Annotated in this window: 16 protein-coding genes; 6 read left to right on the top strand and 10 right to left on the bottom strand. The window is 63.7% G+C overall.

Annotated features, from left to right (window positions below):
• Positions 1-309: 309 nt before the first annotated feature.
• The 5 genes from phaP to PQQ53_RS19990 all read right to left on the bottom strand — a co-directional run bounded on the left by phaP (position 310) and on the right by PQQ53_RS19990 (position 3,418).
• Positions 310-825: a TIGR01841 family phasin gene (gene phaP, locus PQQ53_RS20010; protein ID WP_408325589.1), complete on the bottom strand. Its 516-nt coding sequence runs from the start codon at positions 823-825 to the stop codon at positions 310-312.
• A 43-nt stretch (positions 826-868) separates the two neighbouring features.
• The gene (locus PQQ53_RS20005; protein ID WP_408325586.1) at positions 869-1,558 is read right to left on the bottom strand and encodes a CBS domain-containing protein; all 690 of its coding nucleotides are present in this window, start codon (positions 1,556-1,558) and stop codon (positions 869-871) included.
• A 360-nt stretch (positions 1,559-1,918) separates the two neighbouring features.
• The gene (locus PQQ53_RS20000; RefSeq protein ID WP_408147663.1) at positions 1,919-2,185 is read right to left on the bottom strand and encodes a UDP-glucose 4-epimerase; all 267 of its coding nucleotides are present in this window, start codon (positions 2,183-2,185) and stop codon (positions 1,919-1,921) included.
• A gap of 76 nt (positions 2,186-2,261) precedes the next feature.
• Positions 2,262-2,912, bottom strand: coding sequence for a BON domain-containing protein (locus PQQ53_RS19995; RefSeq protein ID WP_408147661.1), 651 nt, complete (start codon positions 2,910-2,912; stop codon positions 2,262-2,264).
• A gap of 77 nt (positions 2,913-2,989) precedes the next feature.
• The gene (locus PQQ53_RS19990; RefSeq protein WP_408147659.1) at positions 2,990-3,418 is read right to left on the bottom strand and encodes an Hsp20/alpha crystallin family protein; all 429 of its coding nucleotides are present in this window, start codon (positions 3,416-3,418) and stop codon (positions 2,990-2,992) included.
• A 306-nt stretch (positions 3,419-3,724) separates the two neighbouring features.
• Here PQQ53_RS19990 and PQQ53_RS19985 point away from each other — a divergent pair, with 306 nt between their 5' ends.
• Complete coding sequence (locus tag PQQ53_RS19985) at positions 3,725-5,374, top strand: bifunctional aminoglycoside phosphotransferase/ATP-binding protein (protein WP_408325583.1); 1,650 nt, start codon at positions 3,725-3,727, stop codon at positions 5,372-5,374.
• 126 nt (positions 5,375-5,500) lie between these two features.
• On the opposite strand, the gene PQQ53_RS19980 is transcribed toward PQQ53_RS19985, so the two are convergent.
• The 3 genes from PQQ53_RS19980 to PQQ53_RS19970 are packed head-to-tail and all read right to left on the bottom strand — an operon-like array spanning position 5,501 to position 8,623.
• Complete coding sequence (locus tag PQQ53_RS19980) at positions 5,501-7,342, bottom strand: PHA/PHB synthase family protein (protein WP_408325580.1); 1,842 nt, start codon at positions 7,340-7,342, stop codon at positions 5,501-5,503.
• Positions 7,339-8,085 carry a beta-ketoacyl-ACP reductase gene (locus tag PQQ53_RS19975; RefSeq protein ID WP_408325577.1) on the bottom strand — a complete coding sequence of 249 codons (747 nt, stop codon included), beginning with the start codon at positions 8,083-8,085 and terminating at the stop codon, positions 7,339-7,341. Before PQQ53_RS19975 ends, PQQ53_RS19980 begins: the two co-directional genes overlap by 4 nt.
• Complete coding sequence (locus PQQ53_RS19970) at positions 8,075-8,623, bottom strand: hypothetical protein (RefSeq protein ID WP_408325574.1); 549 nt, start codon at positions 8,621-8,623, stop codon at positions 8,075-8,077. The genes PQQ53_RS19975 and PQQ53_RS19970 overlap by 11 nt, the downstream gene beginning before the upstream one ends.
• A gap of 371 nt (positions 8,624-8,994) precedes the next feature.
• On the opposite strand from PQQ53_RS19970, the gene PQQ53_RS19965 reads away from it, so the two are divergent.
• On the top strand, positions 8,995-10,116 hold the full coding sequence (locus PQQ53_RS19965; RefSeq protein WP_408325571.1) for a PAS domain-containing sensor histidine kinase: 1,122 nt from the start codon (positions 8,995-8,997) through the stop codon (positions 10,114-10,116).
• On the opposite strand, the gene PQQ53_RS19960 is transcribed toward PQQ53_RS19965, so the two are convergent.
• Both PQQ53_RS19960 and PQQ53_RS19955 read right to left on the bottom strand, forming a co-directional pair.
• Entirely contained in the window at positions 10,079-10,921 is an 843-nt protein-coding gene (locus PQQ53_RS19960) for a potassium channel family protein (protein ID WP_408325568.1), read from the bottom strand. The genes PQQ53_RS19965 and PQQ53_RS19960 overlap by 38 nt on opposite strands.
• Before the next feature lie 13 nt (positions 10,922-10,934).
• Entirely contained in the window at positions 10,935-11,573 is a 639-nt protein-coding gene (locus tag PQQ53_RS19955) for a hypothetical protein (protein WP_408325565.1), read from the bottom strand.
• Between the two features lie 152 nt (positions 11,574-11,725).
• Between PQQ53_RS19955 and PQQ53_RS19950 the strand changes: the two genes are divergently transcribed.
• The 4 genes from PQQ53_RS19950 (at position 11,726) to PQQ53_RS19935 (ending at position 15,326) form a co-directional block, all read left to right on the top strand.
• Positions 11,726-11,965, top strand: a complete 240-nt coding sequence (locus tag PQQ53_RS19950; RefSeq protein WP_408325562.1) for a hypothetical protein — start codon at positions 11,726-11,728, stop codon at positions 11,963-11,965.
• Between the two features lie 49 nt (positions 11,966-12,014).
• Positions 12,015-13,478 (top strand): MBL fold metallo-hydrolase RNA specificity domain-containing protein, encoded by a 1,464-nt coding sequence (locus PQQ53_RS19945; protein ID WP_408325559.1) that lies wholly within the window; start codon positions 12,015-12,017, stop codon positions 13,476-13,478.
• Positions 13,479-13,577: 99 nt separating this feature from the next.
• Positions 13,578-14,609 carry an Acg family FMN-binding oxidoreductase gene (locus PQQ53_RS19940; protein WP_408325556.1) on the top strand — a complete coding sequence of 344 codons (1,032 nt, stop codon included), beginning with the start codon at positions 13,578-13,580 and terminating at the stop codon, positions 14,607-14,609.
• Between the two features lie 39 nt (positions 14,610-14,648).
• Complete coding sequence (locus PQQ53_RS19935; RefSeq protein ID WP_408325553.1) at positions 14,649-15,326, top strand: nitroreductase family protein; 678 nt, start codon at positions 14,649-14,651, stop codon at positions 15,324-15,326.
• The last annotated feature ends 20 nt before the right edge of the window (positions 15,327-15,346 follow it).

Genomic DNA, 15,346 nt, shown 5'->3' with positions numbered 1-15,346 from the left:
ACGGCCGCTCATGACCAGTCGAAAAGATATCGTCGGAACGCGTCGGCGAAGTGATTTTGATCAACTGTTTGAGAGATCCGGCCGGGCAATGCCGAGTTGGAACAGGCCGGCCGCCCCATTGGTGGCCAATCGCTCCGAACGCGAAGCCGACCTCAAAACCGAACGATGCAGATCGACGGGCCGGCCTCGTTGGGTAACCTCAGCACTTATCGAAAAACAACCGCGAAGGCCGTCAGAAGGCGCCTGGCCGATTCATTTTCGACACCTTCCCCAGCAACGAACGCCGACCGGACTGGCAGCGCGAGACCGCTACTCTGTACGCATTGGCAGGATCGCCGGCTTCTCTGCCTGCCCGATCTCGCGTTCGGTTGTCGTTGTCGCGGGTGACGCGTGTGCGCCTGCGCTCGTCGCAGAGGTCTGCGGCGTTGCCGGAACATCGCAGGGCACGCGCGACCGGGCGGCCAGGCCGCCAGGCAGGTTGTCCGCTTGACGCCGCTCCCCGGCCGCGTCGAGCGGCGCCTGAAGCGCGCAACCCCGCTGAAGATCAGACACGATCTCGAAGAACTGGCGGTTGTACGACAGCGTCTGGGCGAATTCCGCCGGGGCGAGCAAGGTCGGCAGAGAAAGCATTTCCGGCAGGCTTTTTGCAGCACACAGGCGGGCAAGGGTCTCCTGGCTTTCAGCGAGTCCGAACCGGATTGCCTGCAAATTCAACGCGCTCAGCCGTTCAAAAGCGTCGAAGTACCGGGTGGTCACGCCGAACAGGGTGTTAAAGCCATCCCCTACCGTACCAGGCCATTGCCCGGAAAAAATCTGAGCCATCATGCCTCCCATGTGTCGATTGCCGAAGGGCTCTGTTCGCCACCCGCTAAATGCCGGGCATCATTTGATAGGGCTCCGTATGATCCTCCACGCGCTTCACGCCGGGGATGTTCTCCGCTGCCACACGAACCGCATCGACGGCCTCCATTGACTGGAAAACGCCCCACAGGTGCACGACGCCGTCGGTGACGACAATATTGCGTCCCGCGAAGCTCCACTTATGCCCTGCCAGTTCACCCATCAGCATCGCGCGAATCTCGGCGTCCGGGAGCGAAACGTCCGTCGCCGGCTCGTCCGGCACGCTCGCGAGCGCCTGCACGAGATTAGCGCGGCTCAGAATGCCCACGAGCCGCCCCGCTTGCGTCACGGGTACGCGTTTGATGCGCCGTGTTTCGAGCATGCCGGCCACCTTGCCGAGCGGCGTGTCGGGCTCGACGGTCACCACGTCGGTGCTCATGACATCACGTACCTTCACCGCATGGGTCTTGATGTAGTCGCGTGCTTCATGGCTCGCGCTCCACAGATCGAGCCACGAGGCTCGCGTGCGCTCGTCGGTGCCGATTTCGCTGCGGCGAAGCAGATCGCCCTCGCTGATCATCCCGACGACTCGCCCGTCGGCATCGAGAACCGGCGCGCCGCTGATGCCGTTGTCGACAAAGATTCTGGCGACCTCACGAACGGTCATGTCGGGTGTAACTGATATCACGTTGCTGGTCATGACATCGGATGCGCGCATGGTAAGCCTCCTGAAAAGTTAGGGTCCTTCGATTCGGAGGATTCGCCGCTGCGGCCATCGGTATCCGGGCGTCGGCGGGTCCTCGTGTAGTTTGAGATTAAGCCCGCGCGCGAAGCACTCGTTTGACATGGATCATCTCGAGGGCCGACGCGTGAACACGCCGGTTTATCCACCGTGACCGCGTGCCGCAACGGCAGGTTCGACAAGCTAAGGGGGACGCGAGCGCCTGCCCGGCTCGCGTTCTCTCTTCACCCGCAGTACGGATGGATCGTTCGGAGGTGAACCACGGCAAGTCAAGATGGGCGCACGAAGGCAAAGCGAGGGATGGATCAGGGCGGAACCAGCCACCGCTCACACGCATCACTTAGGCTCGGCAGGACATTCCGGCGGCTGAACCGACAATGTGTTCGACATCTTGAGCTGGATCCAGTCCATCCCTTCGCGCAAGCCAGCCAGTACGGCTTCGCGTTCAGTGGGAAAGATACTGCTGTGCATGAACGCGTGCCTGAACATTCCCTCGCGCTGGCGATGGCTCAACTGGATATGGCAGTCGAAACCGCCCTCTGTGCGATGTGTCGTTGCGGCGACCGACCAGTCGGCGTCGCCCACGTTGCCCGAAATCGTCATGAGTCGCTCCTTGCTTCTTAAGATGCGTCGTCGATGCGCCACGCGCGGCGGCGCCTGCCGCCGCAAGCAAGCGTGCCTATCCCACCGACAGATTGTCGACAACCGCGCGTACACCCGGCGCCGACCATGCCACGCCGCGCACGGCCGAGCGCTCCGCCAGCGAATCGACGGTGCCCGTCAGCGTGACCGTTCCCTCGTGCACCTTGACGCCGATGCGCTTCGCTTCGCGTTCGGCGTGTCGTTGCAGCGCCTTGCCGATCTGCTCGCCGATATCCAGCGCCGCCGCATCGCCGCCTACCTCGATGAGGTTGGAGACCCCTAGCACGCCGCGCATGCTGGAGATTGTGCGGTTAGCGATATGGCTTTGATAAGCCCAGTCAACCTCGCCGCGCAACGTCACCCAGCCTTTCTCGACCTGCACCTTGACCGCCTCTTCGCTCAACCCGACCGTCCAGCGAATAATGGCGCGAACCGCGTTGGCGATCTCCTCGTCGGTTCTCACGTCCGTATGCAGCAGCCGAACGTCCATTTCCACGACGACGGCCTTCACCCCCGCCACCCGCTGCGCAGCTTTTTCCGCTGCGAGCTTCTCGGCGTAGCTCACCAGATGGCCCGATAGCGTCACGACGCGATCATGCACCTCGACACCGATGTCCGTGGCGTCGACCGACGGATCCCACTCAAGCTCTTCTTCGACCTGCCGTTTCAATTCCATGTCCGACTTCATTGCGTGCTCCTCGGTTGCATACCGTGATGCGGCGTCGCATGACGCACGAAGCCTGCTTTGCGCCAGGCGACGCGGGATCAGTTGATCTGCAGGCGCTTGCGCTCGGATGTCGCCTTCTTCGGCAGCGTCAGCGAGAGCACACCGTCCTTGTACTCGGCCGCCGCAGCGCTTTCATCGACTTCGCTCGCCAGTGAGAATGCACGGCTGACCGCGCCGGTATACCGCTCCCGGCGAAGCACGCGCTCGCCTTCCCTGGTTTCCTGATTCCGTTCGACTTTCGCGCTGATCGAAACGAGGTTGCCGTCGATCTTCACGTCGATATCCTTCTTCTCGACACCTGGCAGTTCAGCCTTCACGGTGTAGGCGCTATCGTTTTCGGTCACGTCGACCTTGATGTCGGAGAGCGGCGCTTCGCCGCCCGCGCCGCGTAGCGGCCGGAACAATCCCTGGAAGAGTTCCGACATGGGCTCAAGTGCAAACGGATCAAATCGGGTCAAGTTGCTCATTGTCCTGCTCCTGAAATAGTCAATGACATTACGGATACGAACTCTCGTTGCATGCCTTGTCCCGCCCTGCTTGACGCATAAGCTGCAGGCCGTGACCGGCGCATCCCAGTGTGCTTCGATGCACGCCGTTCGCTGATCGCATCAAACACGCTGTATCACTGACTTTAGGCTCATCGGCGCCGCACCGATTGACATGTATCAAGCGACCCGCATCGCACACCGATGCTTCAGAAAGCATGATTTCGGTCAAATGACTCCGGCGCTGCGCCTCTATCCTGAGACCTGGATTTCCCGATGGAGACGACCATGGCCGACCACCCGGCACCCGCGCCGCATCTGCCCACTCACGCACGGCAAAGCGAACGGCTCGCGCAGCGCGGCTGGCGTGCGCTCGATCGCGCCATGCAGCGTCCCTGCACGTACCGCCACCCGGCGGGCCGGATCCGCCGTATCGAAACGCACCTGTCCGTGGTCTACCTGGCGGGGCGCTACGCGTACAAACTCAAGAAGCGCGTCAATCCCGGTTTCGTGGATTTCACCCGCGCCGACGCGCGCGAACGCGCATGCGCTGCCGAGTTCGGACTAAACCAGCGGTTCGCGCGCGAACTCTATTGCGGCGTCGCGATGATTGCGCGCAGGGGCCGCGTGTACCGGATCGGGGGGACGGGCCGTATGACCGAGCACGCCGTCCGGATGCGACGCTTCGATGCGCAGGAGAGTTTCATAGCGCTGCACGCGCGCGGCGAACTCGGTTTTGCGGAGATCGATGCACTCGCGGGGCAGCTCGCCTCATTTCATCGGCGCGCACCACGCACACCGCCGCGCAGCGTCTTCGGCACAGCACCGTTTGTTCAGCAGCAGATGCAAGCTGTGCTGCAGGCGCTCGAACGCGAAGCCGGTACGCGGCTTCCCGAGCGAATCGCCGCCTGGTGTGACGGCGAAGGCAAGCGTCTCGCAGGCCATTTCGATGCGCGCCGCGCGGGCGGCCTTGTACGCGAATGCCATGGCGACCTGCACCTGGATAACATCGTGCGCCGCGGTAAGCGCGTGCTCATGCTCGATTGCATCGAATTCGACGCTGCGTTGCGCTGGGTCGATGTCGCCAGCGACCTGAGCTTCCCCCTGATGGATCTGCACGCGCACGGCCGGCCGGATCTCGCGGCGCGCCTGCTCAACGGCTGGCTGCAACGTACCGGCGATTTCTCCGCGCTGCCCGCGCTGCGCTACTACATGGTCTACCGTGCGCTAGTGCGCTCCCTCGTGGCATTGTTGAAAGCGCGCGCTCATCGTTGCGATGACCGCTTTGCGCAGGCCGCGCCATACCTGAAGGTGGTGGAGCGCATGATCGCTCCGCAGCGGCCCTGCCTGCTGCTGTGCCACGGCTACAGCGGATCGGGCAAATCGGTGGCGAGCGAAGCGCTCGCGAGTCTGATCGGCGCCGTGCGGCTGTCGAGCGACGTCGAGCGCAAACGCGCCCGCCCCTTCGTCCCCGTCGATCCCCGGCCTCTGCCGGCGGCGGCCTACTCGCCTCACTCGATCGATCAGCATTACGATGTGCTGCAGCAACTGGCGCAACAGGTGCTGCTGGCCGGCTATCCTGCACTGGTCGACGCCAGCTTTTTAAAGAGCCTGCATCGTAGCCGCTTCATCGCGCTCGCGCGCTCGCTGGCGGTGCCGGTGCTGTTACTCGATTTCCATGCGCGCGCGCATCAACTCAAGCTGCGGGTGCAGGCGCGTGCCGCCGCGTCTCAGGCGGCGTCCGATGCGGGGCCGCTCGTGCTGATCCGGCAACTGGCAAACGAGGAACCGCTTTCCGCCGAAGAAATGCAGCAAACGGTGAGCTTCGATACGGAAGTGCCGCTCGCCAATTTTGGCCATATGGGTTACTGGCGAAAGTTGCTGCGACGGCTATGCGAGCCGCGAGCAGCCACGGCGCCGGAAGTGGCGCACGGATAGCGCCGCGTACTGGAGCGACAGGATGGCGCTCCGACGGCGGCCTTCTCCGCGCCGCTATGCGGCTACCGGCTAGCGGCTAGCGGTCACTTCCAGCTGCGAGCCGGAATAACGTCGGAATAACGTGGATCACGGTTCGAGAACATAGGTTCCTGGTGCGTCGGCAAGACTGTGGCCAATCGTGCGCGCATCGATGTCGCCGCTCGACTGCCCGCGCAGCCAGCGCGACAGGCATGGCCACCACGATCCGTCGATCACTTCGGCACTTTCCAGAAATACATGCCGGCTGCGATAGGCGGCGTCCGCTGCGCGGCTTGCGCAGCGATAGTGCCGCCCTGGATGACCGGGTTCGGACACGATACCGGCGTTGTGCCCCCCAGAAGTCAGAACGAAGGTCAGCGGGTTGTGCGTGAGCAGATGCAGTTTGTACACCGAACGCCAGGGCGATACATGGTCGCGCTCGGTGCCAACCACGAACATCGGCGTCTCGATGTCCGACAGCGCAACCGGCTTGCCATCCACGCAGTAGCGCCCCGCCGCCAGGTCATTGTTCAGGAACAGCCCCCGCAGGTACTCGCTATGCATCCGGTACGGCATGCGGGTGGTGTCCGCATTCCATGCCATCAGATCACTGGGTTTCGAACGGCGGCCGAAAAGATATTCGCTCATCGAGCGTGACCAGATCAGGTCTCGCGCGTTGAGCAACTGGAACGCCGCGGCCATCTGCTCTCCGTCGAGAAATCCTTGCTTCCACATCAGCGCATCGAGTGCCGCCAGCGCGCTTTCATCGATAAACAGGCCCAGTTCGCCGGGTTCGCCGAAGTCGGTCTGCGCGGCGAGCAGCGTGATACTGCGTAACAGAGCGCCATGACCGTCGCGCGCGAGCGCGGCGGCGGCGATCGTCAGCAGCGTGCCGCCCAGACAATAGCCGATCGCATGCACCGGGGAATCGTCGCAACGCTTTCGGACTTCGGCGAGCGCCGCCAGCAGGCCGCGCGACAAATAGTCGTTCAGTCTCGCGTTGCGGAATTCCGCGCCCGGATTACGCCAGGATATCGCGAACACCGTATAACCCTCGCCAACCAGATAGCGGATCAGCGAGTTGTGCGGCTGAAGATCGAGAATGTAGTACTTCATGATCCACGAGGGCACAATCAGCAGCGGCTCCCGGGCACTTCGTGGGGTCGACGGCGCATACTGAAGCAGTTCGCAGAACGCATTGCGCCAGACCACCTTACCGGACGTGATTGCGACTTCATTGCCCGGCGTAAAGGGGCCGCGCGCCACACACGGTGCGCCGCGCAGCCGACGGTTGAGTTCCTCCAGATCGGCATTCCAATGATTCGCGCCGGCGATGAAGTTCGCGCCGCCCGTACGGAACGCGGTTTCCAGCACAGCCGGGTTGGTCAGCACGAAATTGGCGGGCGAGCAGGCATCGAGCCATTGCCGTGCGAAAAATTCCACGATCTGGGCGTGATGTGCTTGCACCCCCGATACATCAGTTGTCGCCACGTGCCACCACTGCTGGATTTCCAGAAACCCGTCGCGGTACTGGCTGAATGGCCATTGGTTCCAGACCGCTGCGGCAAAGCGCGGATCTCCCTGCGATAGAGGCGACGCCGTCGATGCCGCTTCAGGCAAATCCGCTTCGTCCAGCACGGCCGGGCCAATCACCGTCGACGTTGCCCACGACGTAAGCGCTTGCAAAATGTGCGATGTCAACGCCAATCCTTTGCCTGGCGAAATGGCAAGATGGATGAACCAGTCCTGGGCGGCGAGCCACAGCGCCGCCGGCGAAAGTCCGGCCGTGAGGTTGGTGATCGCGGCGTGCATGGCACGGTCCAGCTGGTCGTAAGCGCCATCCGTGCCCGGCGGTGGGCATTCGTCCGGCGATCGCGCAGCGTGCGTTGCGCGCAAGGCCGCTTCCTTGCCCGGAAATTGTGTGACGCTCGCCAAATTGTCGTTTTTCATCGCATGCGCATGCCACCGTTGATGGCGAAATCCGCGCCGGTGACGAAGCCGGCGTCGTCCGAGCAAAGAAAGGCCACGAGGGCTGCGACCTCGTCTGGTTGGCCTAAACGGCCCACCGGAATCTGCGGCAGGATTTTCGTTTCCATCACCTCCTGCGGGACGTCTGCGGTCATCGCCGTGGCCAGGTAGCCAGGCGAGACCGAGTTGACGGTCACGCCGTGTCTGGCCACCTCCAGCGCGAGCGACATCGTGAAGCCGTGAATGCCGGCCTTCGCTGCAGCGTAATTGGTCTGCCCGAACGCTCCGCGCGCGCCGTTCACCGAGCTGATATTGACGACCCGCCCGAACCCCTGTTCGAGCATCCCGCCAAGCAGCGGCTTGGTCATGTTGAACATGGAATCCAGGTCGGTGCGCAGCACCCTGTCCCACTCTTCCTTGCTCATCTTTGCGAAGGTCGAGTCGCGGGTGATGCCTGCGTTGTTCACCAGAACGTCCACCGTCCCGAACTCGGCCAGCACACGCCCGGCGCATTGCGCGCAGGAATCGAAGCTGGACACGTCGGCCTCAAACGCGACGAAATGCCGGCCGGCATCGCGTTCATGCGTGAGCCAGGTCGCAACGTGATCGTTGCGCTCGGAATGCGACATGGCAACCACCATGCCCGCATCGTGAAGACGCCGGCTGATCGCGGCGCCCAAACCTCCCATGCCGCCGGTGACGAACGCAACCCGTTTAGCCGACATGACGACCCCCCTGCTGGTCGTAGCCGCTGGAGGATGGCGGCCGCGTCGAATTCGCCGGTCCGGCCGCAGTATCCTCGCTTGCGTCACCGCCGCCCGTTGGCCGGTAAGGCGTCTGCGCCGCCGTGCTCCGAATGCGCTGCAGCCACTCCTGCCACAGCAGCATGGCCGGACTGCTCGGGGCCTGCATGGGCCATGGGCCGCCGCAGGCTGATTGCCAGGTCGCCAGCGCCTCGCGCAGGCCCTCACTGCACGCGCTTTGCAGCCGCACGGCGGAACTCATTGTTTGCTGCCACAGGTTGGCCGTCGTCGCTGTGTAGTCGCGCGCCACGGTATTGCAAGAGGCCGTGAGCTTGCTCAGGTCGTGAGCGGCCAGCGCCGCAGTGCGAATACCGTCCACTGCCGCCACGTCACGCCGGATGCGCTGTGTTTCGAATTCGCAGGCCTGCTGTCGGGCTTCGAGGCCGAAACTCAGCATTTGCAGCACAAACGTAAGGTTCGCGCGGTACAGATCGAAGGGTGTGACGGGTTTGCCTGTCATGATGGGATCTCCTGACGTGATGAAGCGGGCCGCATACGCGAAGTGAGAAGCTGCGGCGAACGGGGAGGTGCAGCAGCGGTGCGACCAATGTAGACGCAGCGGCGAGATTCCGGTTGACCTGGGTCAAGCGCCAGATGGCCCGCCACGAACCCGGGCGCGTTGCGCTGTCCGCGCGAGCCGCGCCGCCATATGTTCGCGGCGGTGGTAAGCGGCGTGAAGCGCGCTGAACAAAGGCGGCAGACACGCATCATTCGGCGTAACGCTGAACAAAGGCGGCAGAAACTGCATCATTCGGCGTAAACTGGCGTGTCTCTGCGTTACCCTGCATTGAACCGATCGTTCGCGTTTCACGCCCTTTGTCGGAGATACAGGTGATTTTTAACTGGAACGATGCAAAACGTAATGCAGGAGCGGCGAACGGTTCCGACGTACCGTTGGAGGACCGCTATCAATTGCTGATCGACGCGGTGCAGGACTATGCGATCTTCATGCTCGATTCGACGGGACACGTCGCAAGCTGGAACGGCGGCGCGTGCAAGATAAAGGGCTACGCGCCCGATGAAATAATCGGCCGTCATTTCTCGATCTTCTATACGCCGGAGGACATCGCAACCGACAAGCCTGGCCGCGAACTGGCGCAAGCGAGCGCGCAGGGCCGCGTGGAAGACCAGGGCTGGCGCGTGCGGCGCGACGGCTCCCGTTTCTGGGCGGACGTGACGATCACGGCGGTGCACGACCCGTCCGGCGCCTTGCTCGGTTTTGCCAAGATAACCCGCGACATGACCGAGCGCATGCGGCTCGCCGAACTCGAGCACGCCATTGAGTTGTCGACGCAGATGCAGCTCACGCGCGAAGACGAGCAAAGGCACATTGCCCGCGAGTTGCATGACGATCTCGGCCAGCAGCTCACCGCGCTCAAGATGGGTGTCGCCGCACTGGAGCCGCGGCTCGCGGCGAGCAGCGAGGCCCCCGCGGGGCTTGCCGCCACGCATGACCTGCAAGCCCAGATCGACAGCATGATGGCCTCGCTGCGCCGCATCGCGGCCAACTTGCGGCCGCCCCTGCTGGACGATCTCGGTCTATCCGCGGCGCTCGAGTGGCTGGTAGACGATTTTACGCATCGCTTCAAGGTGGCCACGAGGCTGCACGTTGGCATCGACGACACGGGCGTCACGTCGTTCGCGGCCACTGCTCTTTTCCGCATCGTGCAGGAAGCGCTGACGAACGTGGCCCGACATGCGCACGCCAGCGAAGTGGTGATCGATATATCGAGCGACGCTGATACCTGCACGGTCTGCGTCGCGGACAATGGCCATGGCACCGAGTTGGGAGACGCCAGCGAGCGCGGCTCGTTTGGCTTGCTCGGCATGCGGGAGCGGGTGCGCCAACTGCGCGGCGTTCTGACAATCGATAGCGCGCCCGGCAAGGGATTCCGGATCGTCGCACGTGTCGCGCTCAGTGCGATTCGCCCGGATCAGGACCAGCCGGATTGACCGTTTCGACCGGAGCGCCCGCCACGCCTGCTTCGGCGCCGCGCGCCTGTACGTCTTTCCTCAGCGCGGCGATCTCAGCGCGTAGTGCCTTGATGTCGCGATGCATTTCGCGGCGCAGGATCCGCTCTTCCTGTTCGACGAAAATTGCGGCGATGCTGGCAAACACCAGCGACAGCAGCCCGTAGCCGAGTAGCACCACGAACGCGGCAAGCACTCGCGATGCGGGTGTGGTCGGCGCCATGTCGCCATAACCGACTGTCGCGCTGCTTTCGAATGCGAGCCAGACACCCTCAGCGTAGGTGTGCACGCCCGGTTCGAGCCAGTAGAACCCCGCTCCCGCCAACGCGACCAGCAGTGCAGCTGTCACAAGCAGCGGCAACAGGCGCCCGGGCGAGAAGAAGCTGCGCAGCGACACGACGATACGCACCGCAACGAGCCCCACGAACAGGATGCGTAACACCCATTCGACCGACGACCACGGCGATATCCCCCACGCCACGCTGGCTACCGCGCCCGCTGTAATCAACACATCGTAGCCATTGCGCGCGAGAAACCGTTGCGGCTTGTGGCTCAGACAGGCAACGCGGGCAAGGACCGTCCCGAATCCGGTGAACATGCAGGCATACAGCGCACGCCCCGCCGGATGAAGTCCGGATGCGGCGGCCAGTTCGAAATAGAACGCCGGAATGGCGAGCAGACTGAAGGCGAACAGCGCCCACTGCATCCATTGCCACGCCTGCACGGCGCGTGCACCGTCGTGGGCGTCGACCCCGGCAAGACCCGCAACACGCAGGCTCTCCTTCATCTCGACACCGTCATCATGATGGCGCGCCGATGAACGGGCGAAAATCCGTTTCGACCGCGCGAATCTGTTCAGCACACGTTCCGTACAACCAGCCGGGAGTGCCGTCCGTGCGATACATACCCCGGCAGATCCCCTTGATCCGGATGGTCGACATGCCGCTGGCGTCGCTGGTCCGCGTCGCCCACACGTAGACGGCGCCGAACTGGTGCGGCTCGGCGGTTTCGATCGTCGTGTCGTCCGCATGGCGGATCGGCGTCACGGAGCGCTGCGCCACGTACAGTCGGGTGCGTTTCCATAACTGGCCACAATCGACGCGAGCGGAACAGTCCACGTATGCCAGGTCACGCGCTTTTTCAAGCGCGATTTCAGTGTCGCGGTGTGACGCAATCCGCGCTTCGGTACTGCAGCCAGCCACGATGATCGTCAGCAGCGCAACGGCTGCCATCCCCGAGTTTTTCATATCGACCCTGCCCGCTTCACGTTCAACGGCGCGAAGTGCCGTCGCAAGCCATTCGCCTCTTTTAGAAAGTACGGGCGGGACGTTGCAGAGGATTTGACCTAAATCATCCTCCATCGTGATGAGCGGATTCCGGGCGCTGCCAATTTTCCCGAATTTCCCTTCGCGCGCCATCGTGTAGGGAAATGCTGACACCGACGCCGGAATACCTACCGGTGTCTCAGCGTCACCTGATTTATACGGGCCGTTCGATGGCCTTTACTTAACTCATCGGAAGCAGCAATCGAAACATCCGTGCCGCCAGAAACACAGCCGCCCCCCTCTGCCCATGTAAACAGGAGATCATCATGTCCGACGCCGCTTTCTCCGCTCAGACGATGTCCACTGGTGGCCAGCTGCGCGATGCACTCGACACCGGCGACGATTTGAACCGGATTCTCGCGCTTGCCCGCGAGGCAGGCATGCTGATCACGCTCGACGGCCAGATCGGCCGCGAGAAGTATCAGAGCGTCGCCGGTTCGCTCAACGCGTTCCGACGCTTCGCGCAAGCGCTTTCCAATGCGTCAGCGCAACCGCCGAGGCATTGAGGGGGCTCCCGGACCGTGTACGGCCACTCATGACTGCGAGGTACGCGTGATGAAGCTGACTTTTCTTGGCGCGGCGGAAACCGTCACTGGTTCGAGATATCTGCTGGAAGGTGCGGGGCTGCGGGTGCTGATCGACTGCGGGTTGTTTCAGGGCACGAAGAATCTGCGTCTACGCAACTGGAACCCGTCGCCGATCGATGTCGGCAAGCTGGACGCCGTGATTCTGACTCACGCGCATCTCGATCACAGCGGCTATCTACCCGTGCTCGTTCGAATGGGCTATCGCGGACCGGTCTACTGCACGCGCGGCACCCGCGACCTCTGCCAGATCATGCTGCGCGACAGCGCCAGACTGCAGGAAGAGGAAGCGGCCTATGCGAACCGTCACGGCCTGTCGAAACATCATCCAGCGCTGCCGCTTTACACGCTGGAAGATGCCGAGAATGCACTTGAGTTGCTCGACCCGCGCGATTTCGATGTGCCTAAAAAATTGAACGACCATGGGTGTTTCCGCCTGCTGCCTGCGGGGCACATTCTCGGCGCCGCGAGCGTGGTGTTGTGCGTCGAAGGCAAGGTCATTGCCTTCTCGGGCGACCTCGGCCGGCCGGAGGACCCCATCATGCGCGCGCCGATGCCGCTGGCGCATGCCGATTACCTGGTCGTCGAATCCACCTACGGCGACCGGCTTCACGAGAAAGCCGATCCCGCCACCGAACTGGCGGAAGTTTTTGCGAGCACTTTCCGGCGCGGCGGCATCGTCGTGATTCCGTGTTTCGCGGTGGGACGCGCGCAATCGATCCTTCACTACATCGCACAATTGAAAGCCACCGGCCGGATGGCCAATGTGCCTGTTTTTCTCGACAGCCCGATGGCGACGAGCGTCACCCAGCTTTACCAGCATCACGTCGGCGAACATCGGCTGAGCACGGCTCAAGCCAATGCGATCAGCCACGCCGCACAGATGGTTCGCACCGTCGACGAATCCAAGGCAATTCTGGGCCGGCATGGACCCATGGTCATCATCGCGGGCAGCGGCATGGCGACCGGCGGCCGGGTCGTGCACCACCTGAAAGCCTTTGCTCCCGATCATCGCAACACGATCGCGCTGGTCGGCTATCAGGCGGCGGGCACGCGCGGCGCCGCGCTGGCCGCCGGCGCGCCGACCATCAAGATTCACGGCGACTATGTGCGGGTGCGCGCATCGGTCGTGAGCCTCTCGTCGTTGTCGGCCCACGCGGACTACGGCGAGGTGCTGTCGTGGTTGCGCTCGATACCCGATCCGCCGCAGCGCACGTTCGTCACGCACGGCGAACCGGCCGCCGCGGATGCGATGCGCCGCCACATCGAAGAGACTTATCACTGGCGCTGCGAAGTGCCGCTCTACGCTCAAACGGTCGATTTGCCCGGCGCCGTGGACGATGCAGCGATCGATCCGTGCGCCGCCGTCGCGGACTGGCCAACGGATCACCGCTTACCGGCGGCCCCAAACGGGAGCGACAGGCCTGCGCCATAAGAAGCGCTCTTCTCCATTCGATTCGAACTGATCCAGATCAATCTGCGTGCGCCGCAGCCTGACACAGTGGCAACGTGGATTCGTGCAGGAGACCATGACATGAGCGCATTGCCGCAGACGGCCGCGTGGGCCGTCGACGAACATCAGCTGGACCCCGCCGCGAGCGTCGAAGACAAGCTGCGATTCGCAATACGCTATGCCGTGCTGGCGCCGTCGAACCACAACGCGCAGCCGTGGCACTTCATCGTGAATGGCGACAGCGTGAGCCTCTGCGCCGACCGGTTGCGCGCATTGCCGGTGGTCGATCCGTTCGATCGCGAGCTGATCATGAGTTGCGGTGCGGCGCTGTTCAATCTGCGCGTGGCACTGAGCTACTTCGGGCTTGCCTACGCGATCACCCTCTTCCCGTGGCGTGCCGATCCCGACGTGCTGGCGCATCTGCGCATCGTCGACGGCGGTCACCGCGACACCGGTCTTGCCCCCCTGTTTCAGGCGATTGCCCGCCGCGTCACCACCCGCGAGATCTTCGCGGACGAGCCGCTGCCCCCGGCTATCCAGCGACAACTCGTGGAAGCCGCAGAAGCGGAAGGCGCGGACGTGATTTGCGTCTCCAACGCGTCACTGCGCGAGACGCTCGCCGAGCTGGTCGCCGAAGCCGACCGGCTCCAGTTCGAGGATCCGCGTTTTCGCCGCGAACTGGCCAGCTGGGTCCATCCGCGACGCCGCGAAGACGGCATGCCGGCCCTCTCCGCAGGCCTGAGCGCACTGCTCGACCTGGCGGCACCCGTGCTCACCTCGGTCATGCGCACCTTCGACCTCGGCGGCGGCCTCGCGGCGGCGCATCATGCGCTCGCTGCGGGCTCACCGCTGCTGATCTGCGTGGCGATGCCGACGGACGACGCTTCCGCGTGGCTGGCAGCCGGCCAGGCGCTCGAACGCCTGTTGCTGGTCGCCGCGAATGCCGGGTTGACGGCGTCCTATCTGAATCAACCGATCGAATTGAGCGCCTTGCGTGAGCGGCTGCGCACGGCGCTGGCGACGGACGCGACACCCCAGATCCTGTTGCGCGTCGGCCGTGCGGAGCCCGTGCCCCATTCGCCGCGCCGCCCGCTTGCCGAGGTGGTGTCATGAGGCCCGGCCCCGGCCCAACGCCTGTTCGATGAGGTTGCCATGAGACATCTGTTCAGACTCGGCACTGAGCCGCGCGATCCAGCACGTGCACGCCCGGCCACCGGCCGCGCGGCTTCGCATATCACGCTGCCACTACCCATGCTGAGCGGCGGCCTGCTGATCATGGAAGCCTTTTCGAAACGGCGCACGACTCGCCGCTTCGCGACGACCGGGCTCGACGAATCGACACTGAGCCAGTTGCTCTGGGCCGCCGACGGCATTGACCGCATCGGACCCGACGGCAACAACGGACGCACGGCGCCGTCGGTCCTCGCCTTGCACGAGATCGACATTTATGCGGCGCTCGCGTGCGGCATCTACCGCTACGATCCGCTGCACCATGGTCTCGATCTGGTGGTCGCGGCCGATCTACGCGGTTTGACGGGGTATCAGGAATTTGTCGGCGAGGCGCCGCTCGAACTGGTGTATGTCGCCAACCTTGCCCGCATGCACGACATTGCCCCATCGCAGCGCGAGCCATTTGCGTATGCAAGTGCTGGGGCGATCATGCAAAACGTCTACCTATTCTGCGCGGCCGCCGGATTGGCGGTTGCCGCCCGCAGCTGGCTCAACCGCAGCGCATTGGGCGTCGAGATGCACCTTGGGCGCGACAGTGTGCCGGTCCTCGCGCAAACCATCGGCCACTTCGATTTCGCCGATGCGCATGACGCGGGCTGATGCAGGTACGAGCCGCGTTG

The organism is Paraburkholderia strydomiana (assembly GCF_046030495.1).
Taxonomy (GTDB): Bacteria; Pseudomonadota; Gammaproteobacteria; order Burkholderiales; family Burkholderiaceae; genus Paraburkholderia; species Paraburkholderia strydomiana_A.
This window is presented reverse-complemented; position numbering and strand designations above follow the sequence as displayed.

Bases quoted from the DNA above. Each gene is read 5' to 3' on its own strand.
- phaP (WP_408325589.1), bottom strand. From the start codon at position 825: ATGATGGCTCAGATTTTTTCCGGGCAATGGCCTGGTACGGTAGGGGAT.
- PQQ53_RS20005 (WP_408325586.1), bottom strand. From the start codon at position 1,558: ATGCGCGCATCCGATGTCATGACCAGCAACGTGATATCAGTTACACCC.
- PQQ53_RS20000 (WP_408147663.1), bottom strand. From the start codon at position 2,185: ATGACGATTTCGGGCAACGTGGGCGACGCCGACTGGTCGGTCGCCGCA.
- PQQ53_RS19995 (WP_408147661.1), bottom strand. From the start codon at position 2,912: ATGAAGTCGGACATGGAATTGAAACGGCAGGTCGAAGAAGAGCTTGAG.
- PQQ53_RS19990 (WP_408147659.1), bottom strand. From the start codon at position 3,418: ATGAGCAACTTGACCCGATTTGATCCGTTTGCACTTGAGCCCATGTCG.
- PQQ53_RS19985 (WP_408325583.1), top strand. From the start codon at position 3,725: ATGGCCGACCACCCGGCACCCGCGCCGCATCTGCCCACTCACGCACGG.
- PQQ53_RS19980 (WP_408325580.1), bottom strand. From the start codon at position 7,342: ATGAAAAACGACAATTTGGCGAGCGTCACACAATTTCCGGGCAAGGAA.
- PQQ53_RS19975 (WP_408325577.1), bottom strand. From the start codon at position 8,085: ATGTCGGCTAAACGGGTTGCGTTCGTCACCGGCGGCATGGGAGGTTTG.
- PQQ53_RS19970 (WP_408325574.1), bottom strand. From the start codon at position 8,623: ATGACAGGCAAACCCGTCACACCCTTCGATCTGTACCGCGCGAACCTT.
- PQQ53_RS19960 (WP_408325568.1), bottom strand. From the start codon at position 10,921: ATGAAGGAGAGCCTGCGTGTTGCGGGTCTTGCCGGGGTCGACGCCCAC.
- PQQ53_RS19950 (WP_408325562.1), top strand. From the start codon at position 11,726: ATGTCCGACGCCGCTTTCTCCGCTCAGACGATGTCCACTGGTGGCCAG.
- PQQ53_RS19945 (WP_408325559.1), top strand. From the start codon at position 12,015: ATGAAGCTGACTTTTCTTGGCGCGGCGGAAACCGTCACTGGTTCGAGA.
- PQQ53_RS19940 (WP_408325556.1), top strand. From the start codon at position 13,578: ATGAGCGCATTGCCGCAGACGGCCGCGTGGGCCGTCGACGAACATCAG.
- PQQ53_RS19935 (WP_408325553.1), top strand. From the start codon at position 14,649: ATGAGACATCTGTTCAGACTCGGCACTGAGCCGCGCGATCCAGCACGT.